Source organism: uncultured Pontibacter sp., assembly GCF_947495565.1.
Taxonomy (GTDB): domain Bacteria; phylum Bacteroidota; class Bacteroidia; order Cytophagales; family Hymenobacteraceae; genus Pontibacter.
This window is the reverse complement of the sequence record NZ_CANLZM010000007.1, coordinates 97,624-115,347: the sequence shown is the minus strand read 5'-3', so window position 1 is coordinate 115,347 and position 17,724 is coordinate 97,624. Positions and strand designations below refer to the sequence as shown.

The window sequence follows — 17,724 nt, the reverse complement described above, 5'->3', positions numbered from 1 at the left end:
AACGGTACACAATAATATTAGCTATGACCCAGACAAAAACAGATACTGCATACTATACCATTACCCCTGGCGAAAGCCCTTTAGTAGCCACTGCCATACACAACGGCCATGAGGTGCGCCCCAACCTTAAAGGCCTGTACAACCTGACTGCCGAGGAGCGGCTGCGCGAAGAGGATCCCTTCACAGCCGATTGGGTGGCCGTAACCGATAACCAGATTGTAGGCCACTACTCCCGCTTTGAACTTGACCTGAACCGCTCGCCTGAAAAAGCCATTTACCGCAAGCCAGAGGATGCCTGGGGGCTGCAGGTGTGGAAGGACGAACTTCCGGAGGAACTGGCGCAGGAATCGATGAAGCGCTATGACCAATTTTATAAAGAAGTAAAGCGAATGCTGACCGGACTTCTGGAAAAGCACGATTGCCTGGTTATCTACGACCTTCATACTTACAACCACCGCCGCGAAGGGCAGTCCGGGCCAGCTGCCAACCCAGACGAAAACCCGGAAGTGAACATTGGCACCGGCAACATGAACCGCGAAAAGTGGGCACCGGTGGTGGATGCTTTCATAAACAGCCTCAGCAGTTATAACTACCAAGGTCGCCAGCTGGATGTGCGCGAGAACGTGAAGTTTAAGGGAGGGCATTTTATGCGCTGGATCCACGACACCTTTGGCGACAGCGTATGCGTGATGAGCATCGAGTTTAAAAAATTCTTTATGGATGAGTGGACCGGGGAGCCCGACCAGGCGCAGGTGCAGGAGATACGGCAGGCGCTGCAGCAGAGTACACATCCCGTACTCAAAGCTTTGGAGCAGGTGTGTTAAATATAGTTTTGGGCAAAACACAGGCTGTAAAATAACATGTAGGGCATCCGGAGACGCTCTAAAAACCTTCTGCCCGTTGCCAGCCTGTTCTTTGTCTATCCACTTAAATATGCAATGATAGAAAGTATAACTGATAGCTTTGTTAAGAAGATTACCCGGAGCCTGAAGCGGGGAAAGCAGGTTCACCGCCGCCTGCCTGATGGCGGGTTGCTGTATATAGACCGCCCCCTGCCCTTCCTTATACTTTTCCGGCACCCGGCCAACCAGCCCGACCACCCCACTGCCGACTTTCTGAAAGCTAATGCGGCATACATCATCTCTCATGAGGAACGCACAGAAGAACTGCGCCCGCTAGTACAAAGTATAGCCCAGGCCATGGCCGACAAGTTTGGCGCCTTTATGATAATTGAGCTGATGGCTGCGCCTGCCAATGCCACGGACTTGCCGCTGTTTAAGGTACTGGGGCCGGAGGAGCAGTTGCCTACCACTACTCAAACCATTGTAAAGGAGCTGCAAAGTATAAAACTGCCTCGCATCCATACTTCCGTAGAGGTGGAGAGCAACCACCCGCTGCTGCAGGAGCCGCTTTCCCTGCTATCGGAGCAAGACCTGAAAAAACATAGTATACTGATGCTGGGGCTGCAACTGAACCCCATCTACAGAAATAGATCTACCGGTAAAATTTATCCTTTGCTGCTGCGCACCCTTCGCGGGAAAGTAGCCAACGCCATCAAAAAAACTGTTTTCGACTTTGTGAGTGTGCAAACAACACACCACCCGGTACACTTTCAGGCATTGGGGCGGCAGGCAGTAAACCGTATTGTTTGGCGCATTGACAAGCAACTGACAAGTATAAGCGACCAGTTTCGGTTTTTGCTGCTGGTAACGCCTGTCAATAATAACGAGGCCTGGGCAGAATTTAAGAAAGCCAAGTATGAAAAGACGCCTACGTTTCATTACCGCCTCATGCCCGTGGATGCCGACCAGCTTAAGCGCAAACTGTACAACATCTCGATAGAGAAAGTAGACGACCCCACGCTCGGCTACCTTTTCCGGGATAAGCGCCACGAACTGGACAAGATGCTAACCATGCTTGCAGACCGCAACACACCGGATTTCCTGTACAGCAGCATGCAGCTCTATGGCACCGTAGACGACCAGCTGCTGAAAGTGGCTGAAGGCATATTGGCCGCCATTCCGGAGCCAGTTCATCGAAAGGAGATAGACATTATACCTGTACCTGAATTCGTGGCGCAGGCCGAGCAGGAGATTGCTTTCCTGAAGGAGCAGTACCCGGGCTTAGACTCAGGCGTGGATGTTCGGGATGACGTGGTGGGGCTGATTGTATCGAAAGGCCGCTTAAACGTAGGGTCTGATGCCAGAATACCGCGCCACCGTGCCGAGGCTTTGATTCAACATGAAGTTGGTACCCACATTCTAACATACTATAACGGCAAGGCGCAGCCGCTGCACCAGCTGTATGTGGGCAGCCCCGGCTATGAGGAGCTTCAGGAAGGCTTAGCCGTGCTGAGCGAGTGGCTGGTGGGCGGCCTGGACCACGCACGCATGCGCATTCTGGCTGCTCGTGTAGTGGCTGTTTACCACCTTACCAAAGGCTGCAGCTTTATAGATAACTTCCGGCGACTGAAGGACGAGTACCACTTTGAGGCCGAGACAGCCTGGGATGTAACCATGCGCGTGCACCGGGGCGGTGGCCTCACCAAAGATGCCGTATACTTGCGGGGCCTGGTGCACCTGCTTAATTACCTGAAAGAGGGAAACGAGCTGGAGCCGCTGCTGATTGGCAAGATCCGGCAGGACTACATACCCATTGTGCAGGAGCTGATTTACCGGAACGTGCTGCGCCCAATGCCCATTAAACCGCGCTATCTCCTCGACAGCAGCATCAAACCAAAGCTGGAACAACTAAAAGCAGGCATTTCAGTATTTAACTTACTATAATCTTCCAACCGCAATATCAACCTAAGTATAAAAAAACACCCATGACGATAGGATTTGTAGTAAACAACATAGAAACAGAAAAACCCGGATACACCACCATTTTCCTGGCGCAGCGCATGCACAACAAAGGACACCAAGTATACCTGATGGGAGTTGGCGACCTGGCTTATTACCCTGATGGCTACATGGGCGCCGAAGCTGTGCAAGCAGACCCGAAACACAAGTATAAATCGCCGGCTACTTACCTGGAGGCTATTCAGGGCGAGAAAGCCAATAAAGTGCGCGTTACGGCTCCTGAACTGGACGTGCTGATGCTCCGCAATGATCCTTCGTCGGAAGGTGAAGGGCGCGGGTGGGCGCAAAACGCAGGCATTATCTTTGGGCAGCTGGCCATTCGCCACGGCGTGATCGTACTCAACGACCCGACTAAGCTTTCGGATGCGGTGAACAAGATGTACTTCCAGCACTTCCCGGAGGCTGTTCGCCCGCGCACGCTCATTACCCGTGATAAGGATGAGATAAAGGACTTCTTCAATCAGCAGAAGAACAACATCATTTTAAAACCACTGCAGGGCTCGGGAGGCTCGGGTGTATTTATGGTGAAGAAGAATGATACCACCAACCTGAACCAGATTGTGGAGGCCATCAGCCGCGATGGTTATGTTATTGCACAGGAGTACCTGCCGCAGGCCACTGAAGGCGATGTCCGCCTGATTGTGATGAACGGCGAGGCCTTGCAGCACAAGGGCAAGTACTGCGCTATTCACCGGGTTACCGGCAAAGATGATATCCGTAGTAACCTGCATGCCGGCGGCTCCTCGCAGGCAGCCAAAATCACCCAAACCATGCTGGATCTGGTAGAGCTTGTAAGGCCTAAACTGATACAAGACGGCATGTTTCTGGTAGGCCTCGATATTGTGGGCGATAAACTGATGGAGATTAACGTATTTAGCCCCGGCGGACTGTCTGATGCCAGCACACTGGAAGGAGTTGATTTTTCTGAGCCTATTATCGCCGCCCTGGAGCGAAAAGTGCATTATAAAAAAACCTATGATGCCCAGATTAATAACAAGACTGTAGCTATGATTTAGTGCCGCAGCAGTTTTTATACTTTAAAAGCAGGGCCTCCACCCTGCTTTTTTCTTTCCCTCTGCAAGTGCTCAACCTCAAAGCTGACCTAAACAGCCTTTTAGGCGCTGACAAAAGCCCCTGAACGCCCTTATTTATATATTTTTTAAAAATATTTTTAGCAGAAAATATAGGTTAAGTAATTGTATTTTAAATAGTTACAAAACTTAAGATACAAGAAATGGGGAAAGGAGAAAAATCTTTTGAGATTTTTCTTTTGGAAATCAAATCATTCGGGTAATTTTGCACCCGAATTAAGGGAGACACTATATCGGAAGGCTAATATAGTTAACACTAAATTAACACGCAAGCCGAAGCGAGAAAAGTTTAAGTATTTTTTCAGTAGTGCACCATCAATTCAAAGGCAGATAAGGCTTAAAAGCTGAACTGCCGCCCCAAACGCGAAGTATTATTACTAAAGATAAGGTTAGATAAAGTTTAGATTAGTTTAGTTTGTTTTAAGGTGAGAGAAAGCCCCGTCATTAAATGGCGGGGCTTTTCTCATTTAGTAGCTTATACTTTGTCCATCACTAAAAACCAGGTTATAAGTATGGCCAGCGGTATAGCGGCAAGTAAAAGTTTTAGCACAAAGCCCGGCGCACTTGTGCCCGAGCGCCAGGAGCCGCGGCTAAAAACATACCGCACACTAACCACCAGCGAGAAAAACACCAGCACCGACACACCCAAGTGCACAAACTGCACTACCTGCGGCGCATTTATACTTGCATCCCAAACCCGCAGCCCCACACGCACCAGCCAGGGCGCTATAGCCAGCGAACATAACAGCGCCAGCAGCGCGCCAGTCTTTATCCGGAACAGCGTAAGCCAGGAGGTTAAGCTAAAAAGAACCATGCCAGAACGAAGCGCCACATCCGAGTACACATTGTGCGGCACCGATACATAGCCTCTAAAGAATAATATTACTGTTGCCGTAGCAACTCCCGTCAGGAAAAACAACAGATACCGTGTCATATTAGGGTATCATACTGAATACAGGTGGTTTCGGATACTTTTAAAGTATAAAACGGAGGCTAAAGGCTAAACCGAATGGGCAAGGTATAGTGTACCGGAACTGCCTCGCCCTCATATGTTCCGGCTACCCATACCGGCATGGCACGAATTACACGTAAAGCCTCGGCGTCAGCATCCGGGTGTATGCCTCTGACAAGCTCGATATTCTCTAGCTGCCCATCTACATTTACCACGTAGCTTGCCAAAACCAAACCCTGCACTTTTGCCTTGCGGGTACTTTTGGGATACTTGATATTGGTGGCCAGCCAACGCAGCATCACTTGCTCACCGCCTGGGAACACCGGCATTTCCCGCATCGGGAAATAACTTAGCTCGGTACCAGCCTCGTTGTATACTTTACCGGACACTACCTTGCCTTGATCATAAACCTCCACGCGGCGCACTTTCCCTGATTCAAAATAGCCTATCAGCGTATCCTGAACCATGTTGTCTTTATACTTACATGTATACTGCAACTGGCCGCTGTCATACCACGCGCTATACTCGCCGTTGAGTTTGTTATTTACGTAACTGGCTTTAATCTTGTAATGCCCACTTTCATGCCACTCCGAGTAAGGTCCGTTTAGCATGCCGGGTTTCTCTTTATCACCCTCAAAGTCGCTGTAGGTGAGCTGCCGCACCTTTGTACTGTCCTTGGCCAGAAAGCGCATCCAGGTGCCGCCTCCTGCTTCGTTATTTTCCTTTACATCTATAAAATAGGCTTCTGAAGCCGGTACTTCCCGTTGGGTTTCGCTGAGGTATCTTACCTGCCGCTCTTGGGCATGGGCAGGTAGTAACAGGCAAAAGATAAAGCATACAAGCAACAGCAGCGCGAGTTTGCTGTGCTGTTTATGGATGAGATTCATACTTGTATGAGATAATTTGATATGTGTAAAATGGCTTAATGGACTGCTGCCTGATCCTCTTCCTGGGTATAAATTAGCTCTTCTTGCGGATGCAAGCGCTCCACAAATGTTGATTTCACCCTGGATGATAGCAGGAAGTATGGCACCCAAATCGCGACGCCGGCAAAGGTGCTCAGCAGGTTGGAGCCGAACTTTTCATTGGTTACACCGACACCCCAGGCGGATGTGAGTGCGAGTTCGAAAACCATGAAAACCAGCCTGCTCACGTAAAAGGCAATCATGAGCTTTGGCACACTGGAGCGCCGCTTCAGGTACAGCACGATCAAAAGCCCGCTAAACACCAACAAGGCCAGGTTAAAGGTTATTTCCGAGCCGATAATTAACTGACTTAGCCCGTTATCGGAAATTCCCTGCCACAAATTGGCGTTAAAGTAGCCTCCCGAAATGAAAGTGAAAACAACTGAAAACGGTGTGAAAATAAGTCCCAGCAGCGGCAAAACAGCCCAACCGCCAATGCTCTCGCCTGCGTACATCGACTCACCGGCTATCGGCAGTGGGTTCCAGAAGTATAGTTTGTAGGCTCCAAAGCTAAAGCCGGCCAGCAGCAACAGTAAAATCGCAAACACACTCCAACTGAACTGAAAATCATTTAAACTGGTAATTAAGCCTTTGTTATAGGTTAGTCCGTAGGTAATGTTATCAAGCATGGCCTTTTGGTTGCGCAGGTAAGCAGAGGTAGCCTCGGAAGCCACATGGTCTTTTTTTGACTGATAACTCAGGTCTATGTTCAGCTCGGTGCCGCTCGGGCTGTAGATAACTTTTCTGGTGTACCTGAAAGCATCATCATCTACCTCCTGCGTGGTATTATCTACGGGCCAGGCTCTCGGCAGCAGCACTTTTATACTTTGCTCTACATGCACGGGGTGGCTAAGGGCCATTGGCATGGTGCGCTTGCTGGTTTGCAACTGACTGATGTAGCTCCCGATTGCCAGCGACGAGAACCAGCCCTCGAGCACTTGATCGTTGTTGTGCTGCGGCAGCCAGAAACCCGGTATAGTATACTTTTCGGTAACTGTAAACTTGTTGCTGTACTCATTGTCTTCAAAAGAAGGATCCTCCTTCAGCTCAATTTCCGGATAATCGTTGGCGTAAAAGTTCAGGTAGTTTTTCCTGATGTCCTGCATGCTGGTAGTAGCAAAACTGCTTCGCTGGCGGTCAGCCTCGGCACCCGTATACTCTGTGCGCACCTCCAGCACCACATCGTCCTCCACATTATCGATGTAATAGATCTCGCGCACTTTAACGGCTGCCTCTCTGGCCACTGGCTGTTTAACAGCAGCAAGCGCAGCGGTGCTTGGCTCCAGCACAAGCGCCTGCCCGTAAGCCGGCACGTAGGTATTGCCAAAATCACCGCGCTGTTTGCTGATAGTGGGGTCATACCAAAAGGCGTTTCCGCCTAAAAGCTCTACACGCACAATGCAATGGTTAAAGGCAAACGGCGAAGGCGGCAAATCCTGAATGTGCCCCTGAAGTGTGGTGTTGACGAGCGCAGGACTTGCCTTGATGTTCATTTGCCGCAGCATGTAGGTCAGCAGCAGCGCTTTATCTTTGCAGTCTCCGAAGCGATTCTGAAAAACCTGGTTTGGGGTGTGCGGTTTAAAACCACCTATACCCGCCTCAAAACCCAGGTAACGCACCTCATCCTGCACAAAGCGAAGCGACGCTACCACACGGCCTTCGTCGCTGCCCACTACTTTTTTAATGCTGTCTATCTTAACCTGAAGCCCCTGACTCGGCTTTTCCTTCACATCATAGAGTGGCAGCGACCATTTTGCCACCTCCTGCCAGCTATTGTACTCAGAAATATATACGCCAGGGTATGGGTCGAACCAGGCAGGGGTATTATTATCTACATCAGTACCTAGCACATCTTTTAGGTGCCAGGTATAGCTTTTCGCCCCGTTGGAAGAAACTACCTGAGGCTTGCTTGCGTTGAGGTGGTATTTAAAATTCAGTTTTTTATCCTGAGGAGCCACAATGTTCACCAGCAGTTCATCCACCGGGTCGTACTGCTGCAGGTTAAAGGAAGTGAAGAATTTTCCTCCGAAAATTGGGTTTCGGCCTTTTATGGTGAAGGCGTAATCTACCACATCGCCTACCCGTATATCGTCCAGCACCAGCACAGCTGTCAGGCTTTCGTCGTAAATACCCTGGTCCATACTTTCCTCGCGCTGAATAACCTTTACCTTGCTCAGGTTTAGTTTATCAATTGGTTTGCCGTTGCGCCATACTTGTACCTTATGCAGCTGCAGCTGCTCAAAGCTCGGGTCGTAGCTCAACCTTATTTCGGATGAGTTCTGCACCCCCTCCTCTGTCAGGAGCTTGTATGTGAACTGGCGGTAGTATTCCTGGCGGGCCACTTCGTGCTGCATGTTCTGGAGCAGGTAATGGAAACCGCCGTTTACGGTATTAGGGTCAATATTGGTGGAGGTGCGCAGCGGCAGTTTTTTAACCCATGCAGGCTCAGGTGTTACAGTTACGCTTTTAGAGGCGGCCTCAGCAACACCGTGCCATATACAGCCTACCAAAAGGAGAAGAAGCGAAAGCGTTTTAAGTTTGTTTTGTGTGTAAACGTGCATCATTCTAAGCATTAATAATTTAAACTATTAAATATAGTACAAATTATGTTATACAGATAAACGCACCCGGTTAAATTTGCCACTAGCAAAGCAGCCAGGCTCAAACAAAACGCGTAGCCAATTGTATAGCTATAAGGCCTTTGCCGAAAAGTATAAGTTAAAGTATGAGTAAAGCGAGAAAAGGAACAAGAGAAACACCTAACCAACAGGAGAAAAAAAGCCTACGCGAGCAGATGGGCGCGCTAAAGAACCTTCCCAAGTTTTTCCGCCTGATCTGGGACACTAGTCCGCGCCTAACCATTATTAACCTGCTTCTTCGCCTGATCAAAGCTTCGCTGCCGCTGGCCATGCTGTATGTGGGCAAGCTGATTATTGATGAGGTGATCAGGCTGATAGACGTGACAGGCGAGCAAAACCTGACTTACCTCTGGACACTCGTAGCCACGGAACTGGCGTTAGCCGTGCTGTCTGATTTGATTAACCGTGGCATTACGCTAGTGGATAGCCTGCTGGGCGACTTGTTCTCTAACCGAACTTCTGTTGCGCTGATAGAGCACGCCGCCAAGCTGGACCTGGCGCAGTTCGAGGATGCTACCTTTTACGATAAGCTGGAGCGGGCACGGCGGCAAACTGTAACCAGGGTTGTGCTCATGTCGCAGGTGCTCTCGCAGTTGCAGGATATCGTCACGATTGCTTTTCTGGCCGTTGGTTTGATTACCTTTAACCCGTGGCTTATACTTATACTTTTGGTGGCGGTAATTCCTTCTTTTCTTGGCGAAACGCATTTTAACGAGCGCAGCTACTCCCTCTCCCGCTCCTGGACGCCCGAGCGCCGCGAGCTGGACTACCTCCGCTACATTGGCGCATCCGACGAAACAGCCAAGGAAATCAAGACTTTTAATCTGGCCGGTTTTCTGGCTGGGCGCTTTAAAGAGCTGTCTGACAAGTATTACCTGCTTAACAAAGGCATCACCATGAAGCGCGCTTTTTGGGGCAGCGCCCTCTCCGCCCTCGGCACGCTGGCCTACTACGGCGCCTATGTTTTTATACTTTTCGAGACAGTGGCCGGAATCATTACGGTAGGTAGCCTTACGTTTTTAGCCGGATCCTTCAGCAACATGCGCAGCCTTTTGCAGGGCATCATGACACGTTTCTCGCAGATTGCGGAGAGCGCTTTATACCTGCAGGACTTATTCGACTTTCTGGAGCTGCAGCCGCAGATTACACCGCCCGATAATCCGCTGCCTTTGCCACAGCCTATCCAACAGGGCTTCACTTTCGAGAATGTGGGCTTTAAATACCATAACTCCGATAAGTGGGCGGTGCGGTATCTGTCTTTCCATTTACGGGCAGGCGAGAAACTGGCTTTGGTTGGTGAGAACGGTGCTGGTAAAACCACACTCGTCAAGCTGCTGGCCAGGCTTTACGAGCCGACAGAAGGGCGTATACTTTTAGATGGCGTGGACCTGCGCGAGTATGACCTGACTGATCTGCGCCACCAGGTAGGCATTATTTTTCAGGATTACGTGCGTTTCCAGATGACAGCTTCTGACAATATCGCCATTGGCCAGATCAGCAACATCCGGGATAAAGAACGGATTCAGGGCTCAGCACAGAAAAGCCTGGCTGACTTGGTAATCCAGCGCCTCCCGGATAAGTATGAGCAAGTGCTCGGCAAGCGCTTTAACAAAGGTGTGGAGCTTTCAGGTGGGGAGTGGCAGAAGGTGGCGCTGGCTCGTGCCTACATGCGCGATGCACAGCTGCTGATACTGGATGAGCCTACCTCCGCCCTTGATGCCCGCGCCGAGCATGAGGTGTTTCTGCGTTTTTCAGAGTTGATAGAGGGGCGTACGGCCGTACTTATCTCGCACCGCTTCTCCACTGTGCGCATGGCTGATAGAATCCTGTTTCTGGAGCAGGGGCAGCTAAAGGAACTTGGCTCGCACGAAGAACTGCTGGCCCAAAACGGTAACTATGCAGAGCTGTTTCAGCTTCAGGCAAGAGGCTATTTGTAGTATTGAGTGAGTGAATGATTGTATTTCATACTTCCCATTGCAGTTTAAATAATCAGCCAATCCTATATATTCACGTGGAACATGCCTTTCTACATCGGAAAGAAAATCGGAATAATAATAGAAGCCAGAATCCAGAACAGCAGGTTGAGTGGGGTGCCAACCTTCAGGTAATCTGAAAAGCGGTAATTGCCGGGGCTGTAGATCATGGTGTTGGTCTGGTAGCCCATAGGCGTCATAAAACTGAGGGATGCGGCATAAGCCACTGCCATAATAAAAGGGCGCTCACTTACACCCAGCTCCTGCGCCGTAACAATGGCAATAGGCGCCAACAGCGCTGCCGTAGCATTATTCGACATAAAGTTGGTAGCCATAAACGTGATGAAGAAAAATATGGATAGGAGCGCACGTGGCCCATACTCCCCAACGCCAATTATCAGGTAATCGGCAAGTAGCTTGGCGGCCCCGGTTTTCTCCAGCGCAGCCCCCATCGAGAGCACCCCGCCAAGCATGAAAATCACTTTCCAGTCTATAGCATTGTAGGCTTCATCAAGCTTTATACATCCAAACAGAACCAGCACCACCACACCCACTATCGCACTCAGCACAATAGGCACTACCCCTGTGGCCGCCGCCAGCACAACAGCCATAGTTATAAGCAGCACAGGCACGATTTTGCCATAGTTGAAATTGCTCCGAACAGTTTGAGAAATGATCAGGATGTCATCGTTTTGCCGCAGCTTTTCGGCCTGTTCGCTGTTAGCGGCAATTAGCAGCACATCGCCAGCGGAAAGCTGTACGTGCGCCAGCTTATCATGCACAATTTCGTCGCGGTGGCGAATAGCCAGTACAGATGCTCCATAGTTGTAGGCCCTGAAATTGAGTTCTTTCAGTGATTTCCCTTCTATATAAGAATTTGGAGTAACAATAGCCTCGTACAGCATGCTATCATACATACTTACATCCTCATCCCGAAACTTGCGCTCAGATTTCAGCTTTACCCCCTGCTCCTGCTTTAGCTTTTTCAGCTTCTCCACGCCTATGCGTACTTTCAAAACATCATTCGCTCTCAGAATAAGCGATGGGAATATTTGCAGTTTCTCTTTTTCGCGCATCACCTGCATCACCTCAATCTCTAAGTCGCGCACAAGGCTGGAATGCTGCAGCGACACCCCCACCATCGGGGATTCCGGCAGCAGCACGATCTCTGTCAGGTAGTCGCCTAAGTCAAACTCCTCTGAAAAATTTTTAGCCATTTTCCGGTCTGGAAGCAGATGGCGGCCAATAAAGAACATGTAAAGTATACCCGTCACCAGAAATACAATACCGGCCGGTAAAAACTCGAACATCCTGAGCGGCTCCACGCCCTGCGCCTGCGCTATGCCGCTAACCAGAATATTTGTTGAAGTGCCGATCAAGGTACAGACTCCGCCAAGCAAAGCCCCGAAACTCAGCGGAATAAGCAGCTTAGCAGGGCTAACGCGAATATCCTTGCTCACCTGTATCACCACAGGCATCAGCAGGGCCACCACGGCTGTATCGTTGATGAAGGCAGAGAGCGCTCCGGCAATTAGCATGAGTGCCAGCAGGCACAGCAGGTAACTGTTTCTGCCGATCCGGGTGAGCCCCGTACCTACGCTGTTAAGAGCACCGGATTTAAAGATGGCCGAACTTATGATAAACATTGAGGCTACCGTGATAGTAGCCGGGTTGCTGAAACCGGCAAAGCCCTCTGCAGGGGTAAGTGTGCCGGTCACCATAAAAAGCACCATAGTCAGGATGGCAACTGTGTCAATAGAAAGCCGTTCGGTTACAAAAAGTATAACCGCTAGCAGGATGATCCCTAGCACAATTCCGATCTCAACGGTCATAAGTTATAGTGCTGCAGGTTGAGTTAACTCAATAGGAGTGTGCGCATGCCACATACATGCACATTTTTTGGATACTATAACTTGATTTGAGGGCGTACGGTTACAGCACAGTAACTGTTTATCGGTTTGGCAATGTGAAAGTTATGCGTTGTTATTGCTCTAACCAGCTTTCTGCTTCAGCGAAAGAGTTAAAGCGGGTGAGAGAAAGGTGGCTTGCTCCAAGCGTGTCTTCTACCTGCAGGGTGGCAATGCGATCAGTGGGGTCTACACAGGCTCCTTTTGCCATTCCGGCATCCTGTAGCAGCATCTGGGCTTCTATATGCAGTTTCATGACAGGCTGCGGGTGCGTGATCATGGTACGCGTATCTACGAGCAGCGTGAAGCCGGGTTTAACCAAGTGCAGCACCTTTTGCAGGTCAGGTAGGTACTCAGATACTATAGATTTGCTCTTCCAGAAGCCATAAATACTTAGGTAAACCCTGTTTTTGGCAGGCATATACAGCAATTCGTAGCACTTGTTCTTTGCTACTGGTATGGTAGAGTTTAACTCTGGCTTAGGATTGTTGGTGCTGTACATAGTCATTCTAACAACTTACGTAAGGCAGCACCTAACGCTTTAGATTATTAAGGAGTTAAATTGGACTTATTCAAAGCAAATGATTGTAGTTAGGTTAAATAAGAGGATACCCTTGGTACTGATTAACTAAACGTCAATAAATGCCTTATCTTTTAAATACGGATCGTGCTGCTCAGCTCATGTATCACACTATTTTTAAGCTGTATGTCAGCCCGTTCTATACTTATGCCATTCACAAGCGTTTTTCCGCTTTTGCGGTAAATGGTTATACTTGTGTCGCAGGCTGATTGTAGTGTCTTGCCGTCTTTCAGGTCTTTCTCCAGGTAAACCCCTTTTAGAATATGGCTTGAAAGTATAGCCCGCAGTCGCTCCGGCGATTCTTTGCTTATACTTTGGAGAGAGCTTTCTGGCGGTGCAAAAAGAGTTATAGGCGTATTGCCGGATAAAAGCGGCGTGAAACCGGCTTTAGTCAGAAGGCCGGCTAACACAGGGCGCTCCTGTATAACATACTCCATGATAGAGCGATTGCTCTGCGCCTGCCCCGCCTGGCTGAATACCACAAACAGTACAATCAGCAGCAGTCTAAAGTATAATTTTTTATGCGATGTTTTCATGGGTTAGGGATTGCACTACGTTTTAATATACGCAGAACACTCCACAACAGCCATACTTAACTCAAACTTTCATCCCTTTAAAAGTGCAATTTTACAGGTTAAGTTTTAAAATAACCGCCAATTAGCTATCTGCTGGAAAAAGTTTGGAAGTGAACTCGGCACCAATGCTAGGCTCAGCGCAAAACCAAACAAGGCACCATAAAAGTGTGCATCGTGGTTAATGTTGTCGCCCATGCGCTTACCCGAAAAGTATGAGTACATCATGTAAAGTATACCGAAGATAAAACCTGGCAAGCATAGGAAGGCAAACAGGCAGATATCCAAGGTCGGGTAGAAAAGGATGCTAGCAAACACGATACTTGCCACACCACCCGAAGCGCCCAGTGCACGATAAGGCGGGTCGTTGCGGTGCTTAAAGAAGGTAGGAATATCTGATACAATAATGCCGCCCAAGTATACCAGTAAGTATAAAAGTATACCAGTGGTAGGCCCGTAAGCCGTTTTGAATACATACTCTACCACATCGCCGAAGAAAAACAGCGTAAACATGTTAAACAGCAAGTGCGTGAAATCCGCGTGCAGAAAGCCGGAAGTCAGGAAGCGGTACCAGGAGTTATCACGCAGTATGGCATAAGGCTGGAAGATCCACTTGTGCGTCAGGTCGTGGTTTTGCCATGCGTATAAGGATATACCTACAGTGATGATGATAAGGATGATGGTAACGCTCATGTTTTAAATTAGAAAGTTTTGAAGTTAGAAGGTTAGAGAGTTAAAGAGTTACTGTTCTAGCCTTCTTAGTTTTTATGCAGCTTATACTTTGTGGTTGTTAACGATGCTGAATTCTACCTTACACGTGCGAGCCAACAATTTAACAATCCAGCAATTTAACAATTAGCTATCCCTTTCCATGAGTTGCATGGCCAGCCCACGTATGCTGCTTTTGTGTGCTTCTGGTAGCTGAATGGCATCTAGGTGGTGCAGGGCTTTCTGGAAGTATAAGTCTATATGCTGCTCGGTTTGGTGGCGGATGTTGAGTTGGTCATACACGGCGGTTACGGCTTGTACCTTGGCTTCAGCTATACTTTCATCGGTCTTATCGCGCCAGCTGATGATGGTTTGCCGCTGCTGCTCGTTGGCCTGATCCAGCGCCGTCAGCATCAGGAACGTTTTTTTATCCGACAGAATATCGCCGCCCACCTGCTTACCGAACTTAGCTTTGTCGCCATACACATCCAGCAAATCATCGCGTAGCTGAAAGGCAATGCCTACGTTAACGCCAAAGGCTTTCAAGTGCTCTGCGTCTGCCTCGGGCGCTCCCTGAAGTATGGCGCCCAGCTCCAGGCTAAAGCCTAGCAGCACGGCAGTTTTCAGGGTAATCATATGGATGTACTCCTGTATGCTTACCTGCTCGCGGCGTTCGAAGTTCATGTCCAATTGCTGGCCCTCGCAAACTTCGGCGGCAGTGCGGCTAAACAGGCGCAGCACCAGCGCCAGCTTGTCGGGCTCTACACCCAACAGCAGTTCGTAAGCACGCACTAGCATTACATCCCCCGAAAGTATGGCCGTGTTGGCATCCCACTTTTCGTGCACGGTTTGCTGCCCGCGGCGCAGTGGCGCGCGGTCCATGATATCGTCGTGCATGAGCGTGAAGTTGTGGAAAACCTCTACTGCCGCTGCGGGCAAAAGAGCCTTCTCCACATCCTCATTAAACATTTTAGCACTTAGCAACACCAGCAAAGGGCGTATTCTTTTGCCGCCCAGCGCCATAATGTAGCGGATCGGCTCGTAAAGCTCCGCCGGGTTTTCACCGTAACGGAGCGTTGATAACGTATGGTTTATCTTTTCAGAAAGGATGCTGCTATCCACAGGGTGCTTAATGTTGTTTTAGTGTTTCGATTAAGTCGAGGTCGATGGTGCGGTCGGCCATGTTAGCGCTTTTCACCTCTACCAGCACTTCATCTCCGAACGAAATAATACGCTTGGTCTGCCGCCCGATGATGCGGTAATTATCGGCATCCAGTTCGTAATAATCGTCGTTAATGTCGGCCAGACGTACCATGCCTTCGCACTTGTTCTCCTCGATCTCTACAAAGATACCCCATTCTGTGACACCGGAAACAATACCCTTGTACTGATTGCCGATTGTGTCTTTCATAAACTCAACCTGCTTATACTTGATAGAGGCACGCTCGGCATCGGCGGCGCGTTTTTCCATTTCGGAAGAGTGGCGGCAACGTTCTTCGTATTCTTCTTTATCCTCGGATTTCCCTTCGTCCAGATAATGCTGCAGCAGGCGATGCGCCATCATATCGGGGTAGCGGCGAATAGGCGATGTAAAGTGCGAGTAATGCGCAAAGGCAAGTCCGAAGTGGCCTTCCGGCTCGGTGCTATACTTTGCTTTGGCCATGGTGCGGATAGCCAGGTTCTGAAGCACGCTCTGCTCCGGCTTTCCTTCTATCTCGGCTGTCAGGTGGTTCAGCTCTTCCGATATATCGCCTTCCGGATCTACTTTGTAGCCAAACTTGCGGGCAAACAGCGCAAAGGTGGTCAGCCTGTCGGGGTCGGGGTTGCCGTGCGTGCGGTATACCATAGTTGGGCGCTTTTTGCCCTTGCCTAGGCCATACACAAACTCAGCCACCTTCTTGTTGGCCAGCAGCATAAACTCCTCAATCAGCTTATGCGCGTCCTTGCGCTCTTTTACATATACTGAAAGTGGCTTGCCGTTCTCATCCAGGTTAAACTTAACTTCTACCGTTTCAAAAGAAATAGCGCCGTTCTTAAAGCGTTTGGCCTGCAGTTTTTTAGCGATGCCGTTTAGGATGTTCACTTCTTCGGCAAAGTCGCCCTCGCCGGTTTCGATGCGCTCCTGGGCTTCCTCATAGCTGAAGCGGCGATCAGAGTAAATGATCGTGCGGCCATACCATGTATCGTATAGTTTTCCGTTCTCATCCAGCTCAAATACCACCGAGAAAGTTAGCTTTTCCTCGTTTGGCCTGAGCGAGCAAAGGCCGTTGGACAGGCGCTCTGGCAGCATCGGTATGGTTCTATCTACCAAGTATACAGAGGTGGCCCGGTGGAAAGCCTCTTTCTCGAGTATGCTTCTTGGGTGCACGTAATGCGTTACATCGGCAATGTGCACGCCTATCTCCCAGTTGCCGTTCTCCAGTTTCTGAATAGATAGTGCGTCATCGAAGTCTTTGGCATCAGCAGGGTCTATGGTGAAGGTGGTTACCTCACGGAAGTCGCGGCGCTTGGCAATTTCTCCGGCTGGTATCTTCTCGGAGATTCTTTCTGCCTCTTCCTCCACGGCTTCCGGGAATTCGAATGGCAAGCCAAACTCGGCCATAATGGAGTGTATCTCGGCCTCGTGCTCGCCGGCAGGGCCAAACACCCGAATCACCTCGCCGGTTGGGTTCTTGCCCGGCTTATCAGGCCACTCAATAATGCGCACCAGCACCTTGTCGCCGGACTGCGCCTCGTTAAGGTGGCGCTCGCCTACAAAAATATCAAAGTATGTGCGCTTAAAGTCCGGCACTACAAAGCCGAAATTTTTGGAGAGTTCCATCAGGCCCACCATCTCGGTGCGGGAGCGTTGCAGCACTTCTACCACTACGCCTTCCTTGCGGCCGCCTCTTACCGATGGTAGCACCTCTACCTTTACCAGGTCGCCGTCCATGGCGTACTGCAGGTGCTCTGTGTGAACCCGTACATCTTCCTCGCGATCCTCAGAAACGATATAGGCATACTTACTGTTTGCCAGGTCTACGCGGCCTGTAATGATGTCCACTTTGAGATTCATCATGTACTTGTCGTCGTCTACGGCAAGCAGTTTATTTTCGCGCACAAGAGCTTTTACCAGGTTCTGTATCTGCTCACGGCCACTTTTATCAGTTGCGCCGAGGCGGCGGGTAACCTGGCGCATGGTAAACACGGCATCCGGGCTATTCGAGAATACTTCCAGTACTACAGCTTTGGCTGATTTTGGAGCACCTTTGCGGTTGGAGGGCTCTTTGCGGGCGTATGCCTCGCGCGCTGATGCTTTATGGTTAGATGCTGACTCGCCTCTTCCTTTACCGGAACGGCGGCTGTCGGTGCGGCCTTCGTTGCTTTTGCCGCCTTTGTTGTCTTTTTTACTTCTCATGTATAAAATTTGGTGTCTATGGGCTGCTGCCTGTATGGCTACGTACCCATGTACATACTTTAGCTCTATTAATTTTTTA

The 17,724-nt window shown here is 49.7% G+C and carries 13 protein-coding genes; 4 read left to right on the top strand and 9 right to left on the bottom strand.

Annotated elements, in window-relative coordinates; genetic code table 11:
• Positions 1 to 23: 23 nt before the first annotated feature.
• The 3 genes from Q1B04_RS10630 (at position 24) to Q1B04_RS10620 (ending at position 3,877) form a co-directional block, all read left to right on the top strand.
• The gene (locus Q1B04_RS10630) at positions 24 to 824 is read left to right on the top strand and encodes an N-formylglutamate amidohydrolase (RefSeq protein WP_299758791.1); all 801 of its coding nucleotides are present in this window, start codon (positions 24 to 26) and stop codon (positions 822 to 824) included.
• Between the two features lie 114 nt (positions 825 to 938).
• A complete protein-coding gene (locus Q1B04_RS10625) occupies positions 939 to 2,786 on the top strand; it encodes a tyrosine/phenylalanine carboxypeptidase domain-containing protein (protein ID WP_299758790.1) in 1,848 nt (615 codons plus the stop codon).
• A 41-nt stretch (positions 2,787 to 2,827) separates the two neighbouring features.
• A complete protein-coding gene (locus Q1B04_RS10620) occupies positions 2,828 to 3,877 on the top strand; it encodes a glutathione synthetase (protein WP_299758789.1) in 1,050 nt (349 codons plus the stop codon).
• A 550-nt stretch (positions 3,878 to 4,427) separates the two neighbouring features.
• Here the strand turns inward: Q1B04_RS10620 and Q1B04_RS10615 are convergent.
• The 3 genes from Q1B04_RS10615 to Q1B04_RS10605 are packed head-to-tail and all read right to left on the bottom strand — an operon-like array spanning position 4,428 to position 8,433.
• Positions 4,428 to 4,886, bottom strand: a complete 459-nt coding sequence (locus tag Q1B04_RS10615; protein ID WP_299758788.1) for a hypothetical protein — start codon at positions 4,884 to 4,886, stop codon at positions 4,428 to 4,430.
• 59 nt (positions 4,887 to 4,945) lie between these two features.
• Complete coding sequence (locus Q1B04_RS10610) at positions 4,946 to 5,791, bottom strand: energy transducer TonB (protein ID WP_299758787.1); 846 nt, start codon at positions 5,789 to 5,791, stop codon at positions 4,946 to 4,948.
• A 35-nt stretch (positions 5,792 to 5,826) separates the two neighbouring features.
• Positions 5,827 to 8,433: a DUF3857 domain-containing protein gene (locus tag Q1B04_RS10605; protein ID WP_299758786.1), complete on the bottom strand. Its 2,607-nt coding sequence runs from the start codon at positions 8,431 to 8,433 to the stop codon at positions 5,827 to 5,829.
• A gap of 161 nt (positions 8,434 to 8,594) precedes the next feature.
• Between Q1B04_RS10605 and Q1B04_RS10600 the strand changes: the two genes are divergently transcribed.
• The gene (locus Q1B04_RS10600) at positions 8,595 to 10,445 is read left to right on the top strand and encodes an ABC transporter ATP-binding protein (protein ID WP_299758785.1); all 1,851 of its coding nucleotides are present in this window, start codon (positions 8,595 to 8,597) and stop codon (positions 10,443 to 10,445) included.
• An 89-nt stretch (positions 10,446 to 10,534) separates the two neighbouring features.
• On the opposite strand, the gene Q1B04_RS10595 is transcribed toward Q1B04_RS10600, so the two are convergent.
• The 6 genes from Q1B04_RS10595 to rnr form a co-directional block, all read right to left on the bottom strand.
• Entirely contained in the window at positions 10,535 to 12,313 is a 1,779-nt protein-coding gene (locus Q1B04_RS10595; protein WP_299758784.1) for an SLC13 family permease, read from the bottom strand.
• Between the two features lie 151 nt (positions 12,314 to 12,464).
• The gene (locus Q1B04_RS10590; RefSeq protein WP_299758783.1) at positions 12,465 to 12,890 is read right to left on the bottom strand and encodes a hypothetical protein; all 426 of its coding nucleotides are present in this window, start codon (positions 12,888 to 12,890) and stop codon (positions 12,465 to 12,467) included.
• A 152-nt stretch (positions 12,891 to 13,042) separates the two neighbouring features.
• On the bottom strand, positions 13,043 to 13,504 hold the full coding sequence (locus Q1B04_RS10585; protein ID WP_299758782.1) for a fasciclin domain-containing protein: 462 nt from the start codon (positions 13,502 to 13,504) through the stop codon (positions 13,043 to 13,045).
• Between the two features lie 105 nt (positions 13,505 to 13,609).
• Positions 13,610 to 14,233, bottom strand: a complete 624-nt coding sequence (locus Q1B04_RS10580) for a rhomboid family intramembrane serine protease (RefSeq protein WP_299758781.1) — start codon at positions 14,231 to 14,233, stop codon at positions 13,610 to 13,612.
• A gap of 162 nt (positions 14,234 to 14,395) precedes the next feature.
• Positions 14,396 to 15,370 (bottom strand): polyprenyl synthetase family protein, encoded by a 975-nt coding sequence (locus Q1B04_RS10575; protein WP_299758780.1) that lies wholly within the window; start codon positions 15,368 to 15,370, stop codon positions 14,396 to 14,398.
• 7 nt (positions 15,371 to 15,377) lie between these two features.
• On the bottom strand, positions 15,378 to 17,645 hold the full coding sequence (rnr, locus tag Q1B04_RS10570; RefSeq protein WP_299758779.1) for a ribonuclease R: 2,268 nt from the start codon (positions 17,643 to 17,645) through the stop codon (positions 15,378 to 15,380).
• Positions 17,646 to 17,724: the final 79 nt, after the last annotated feature.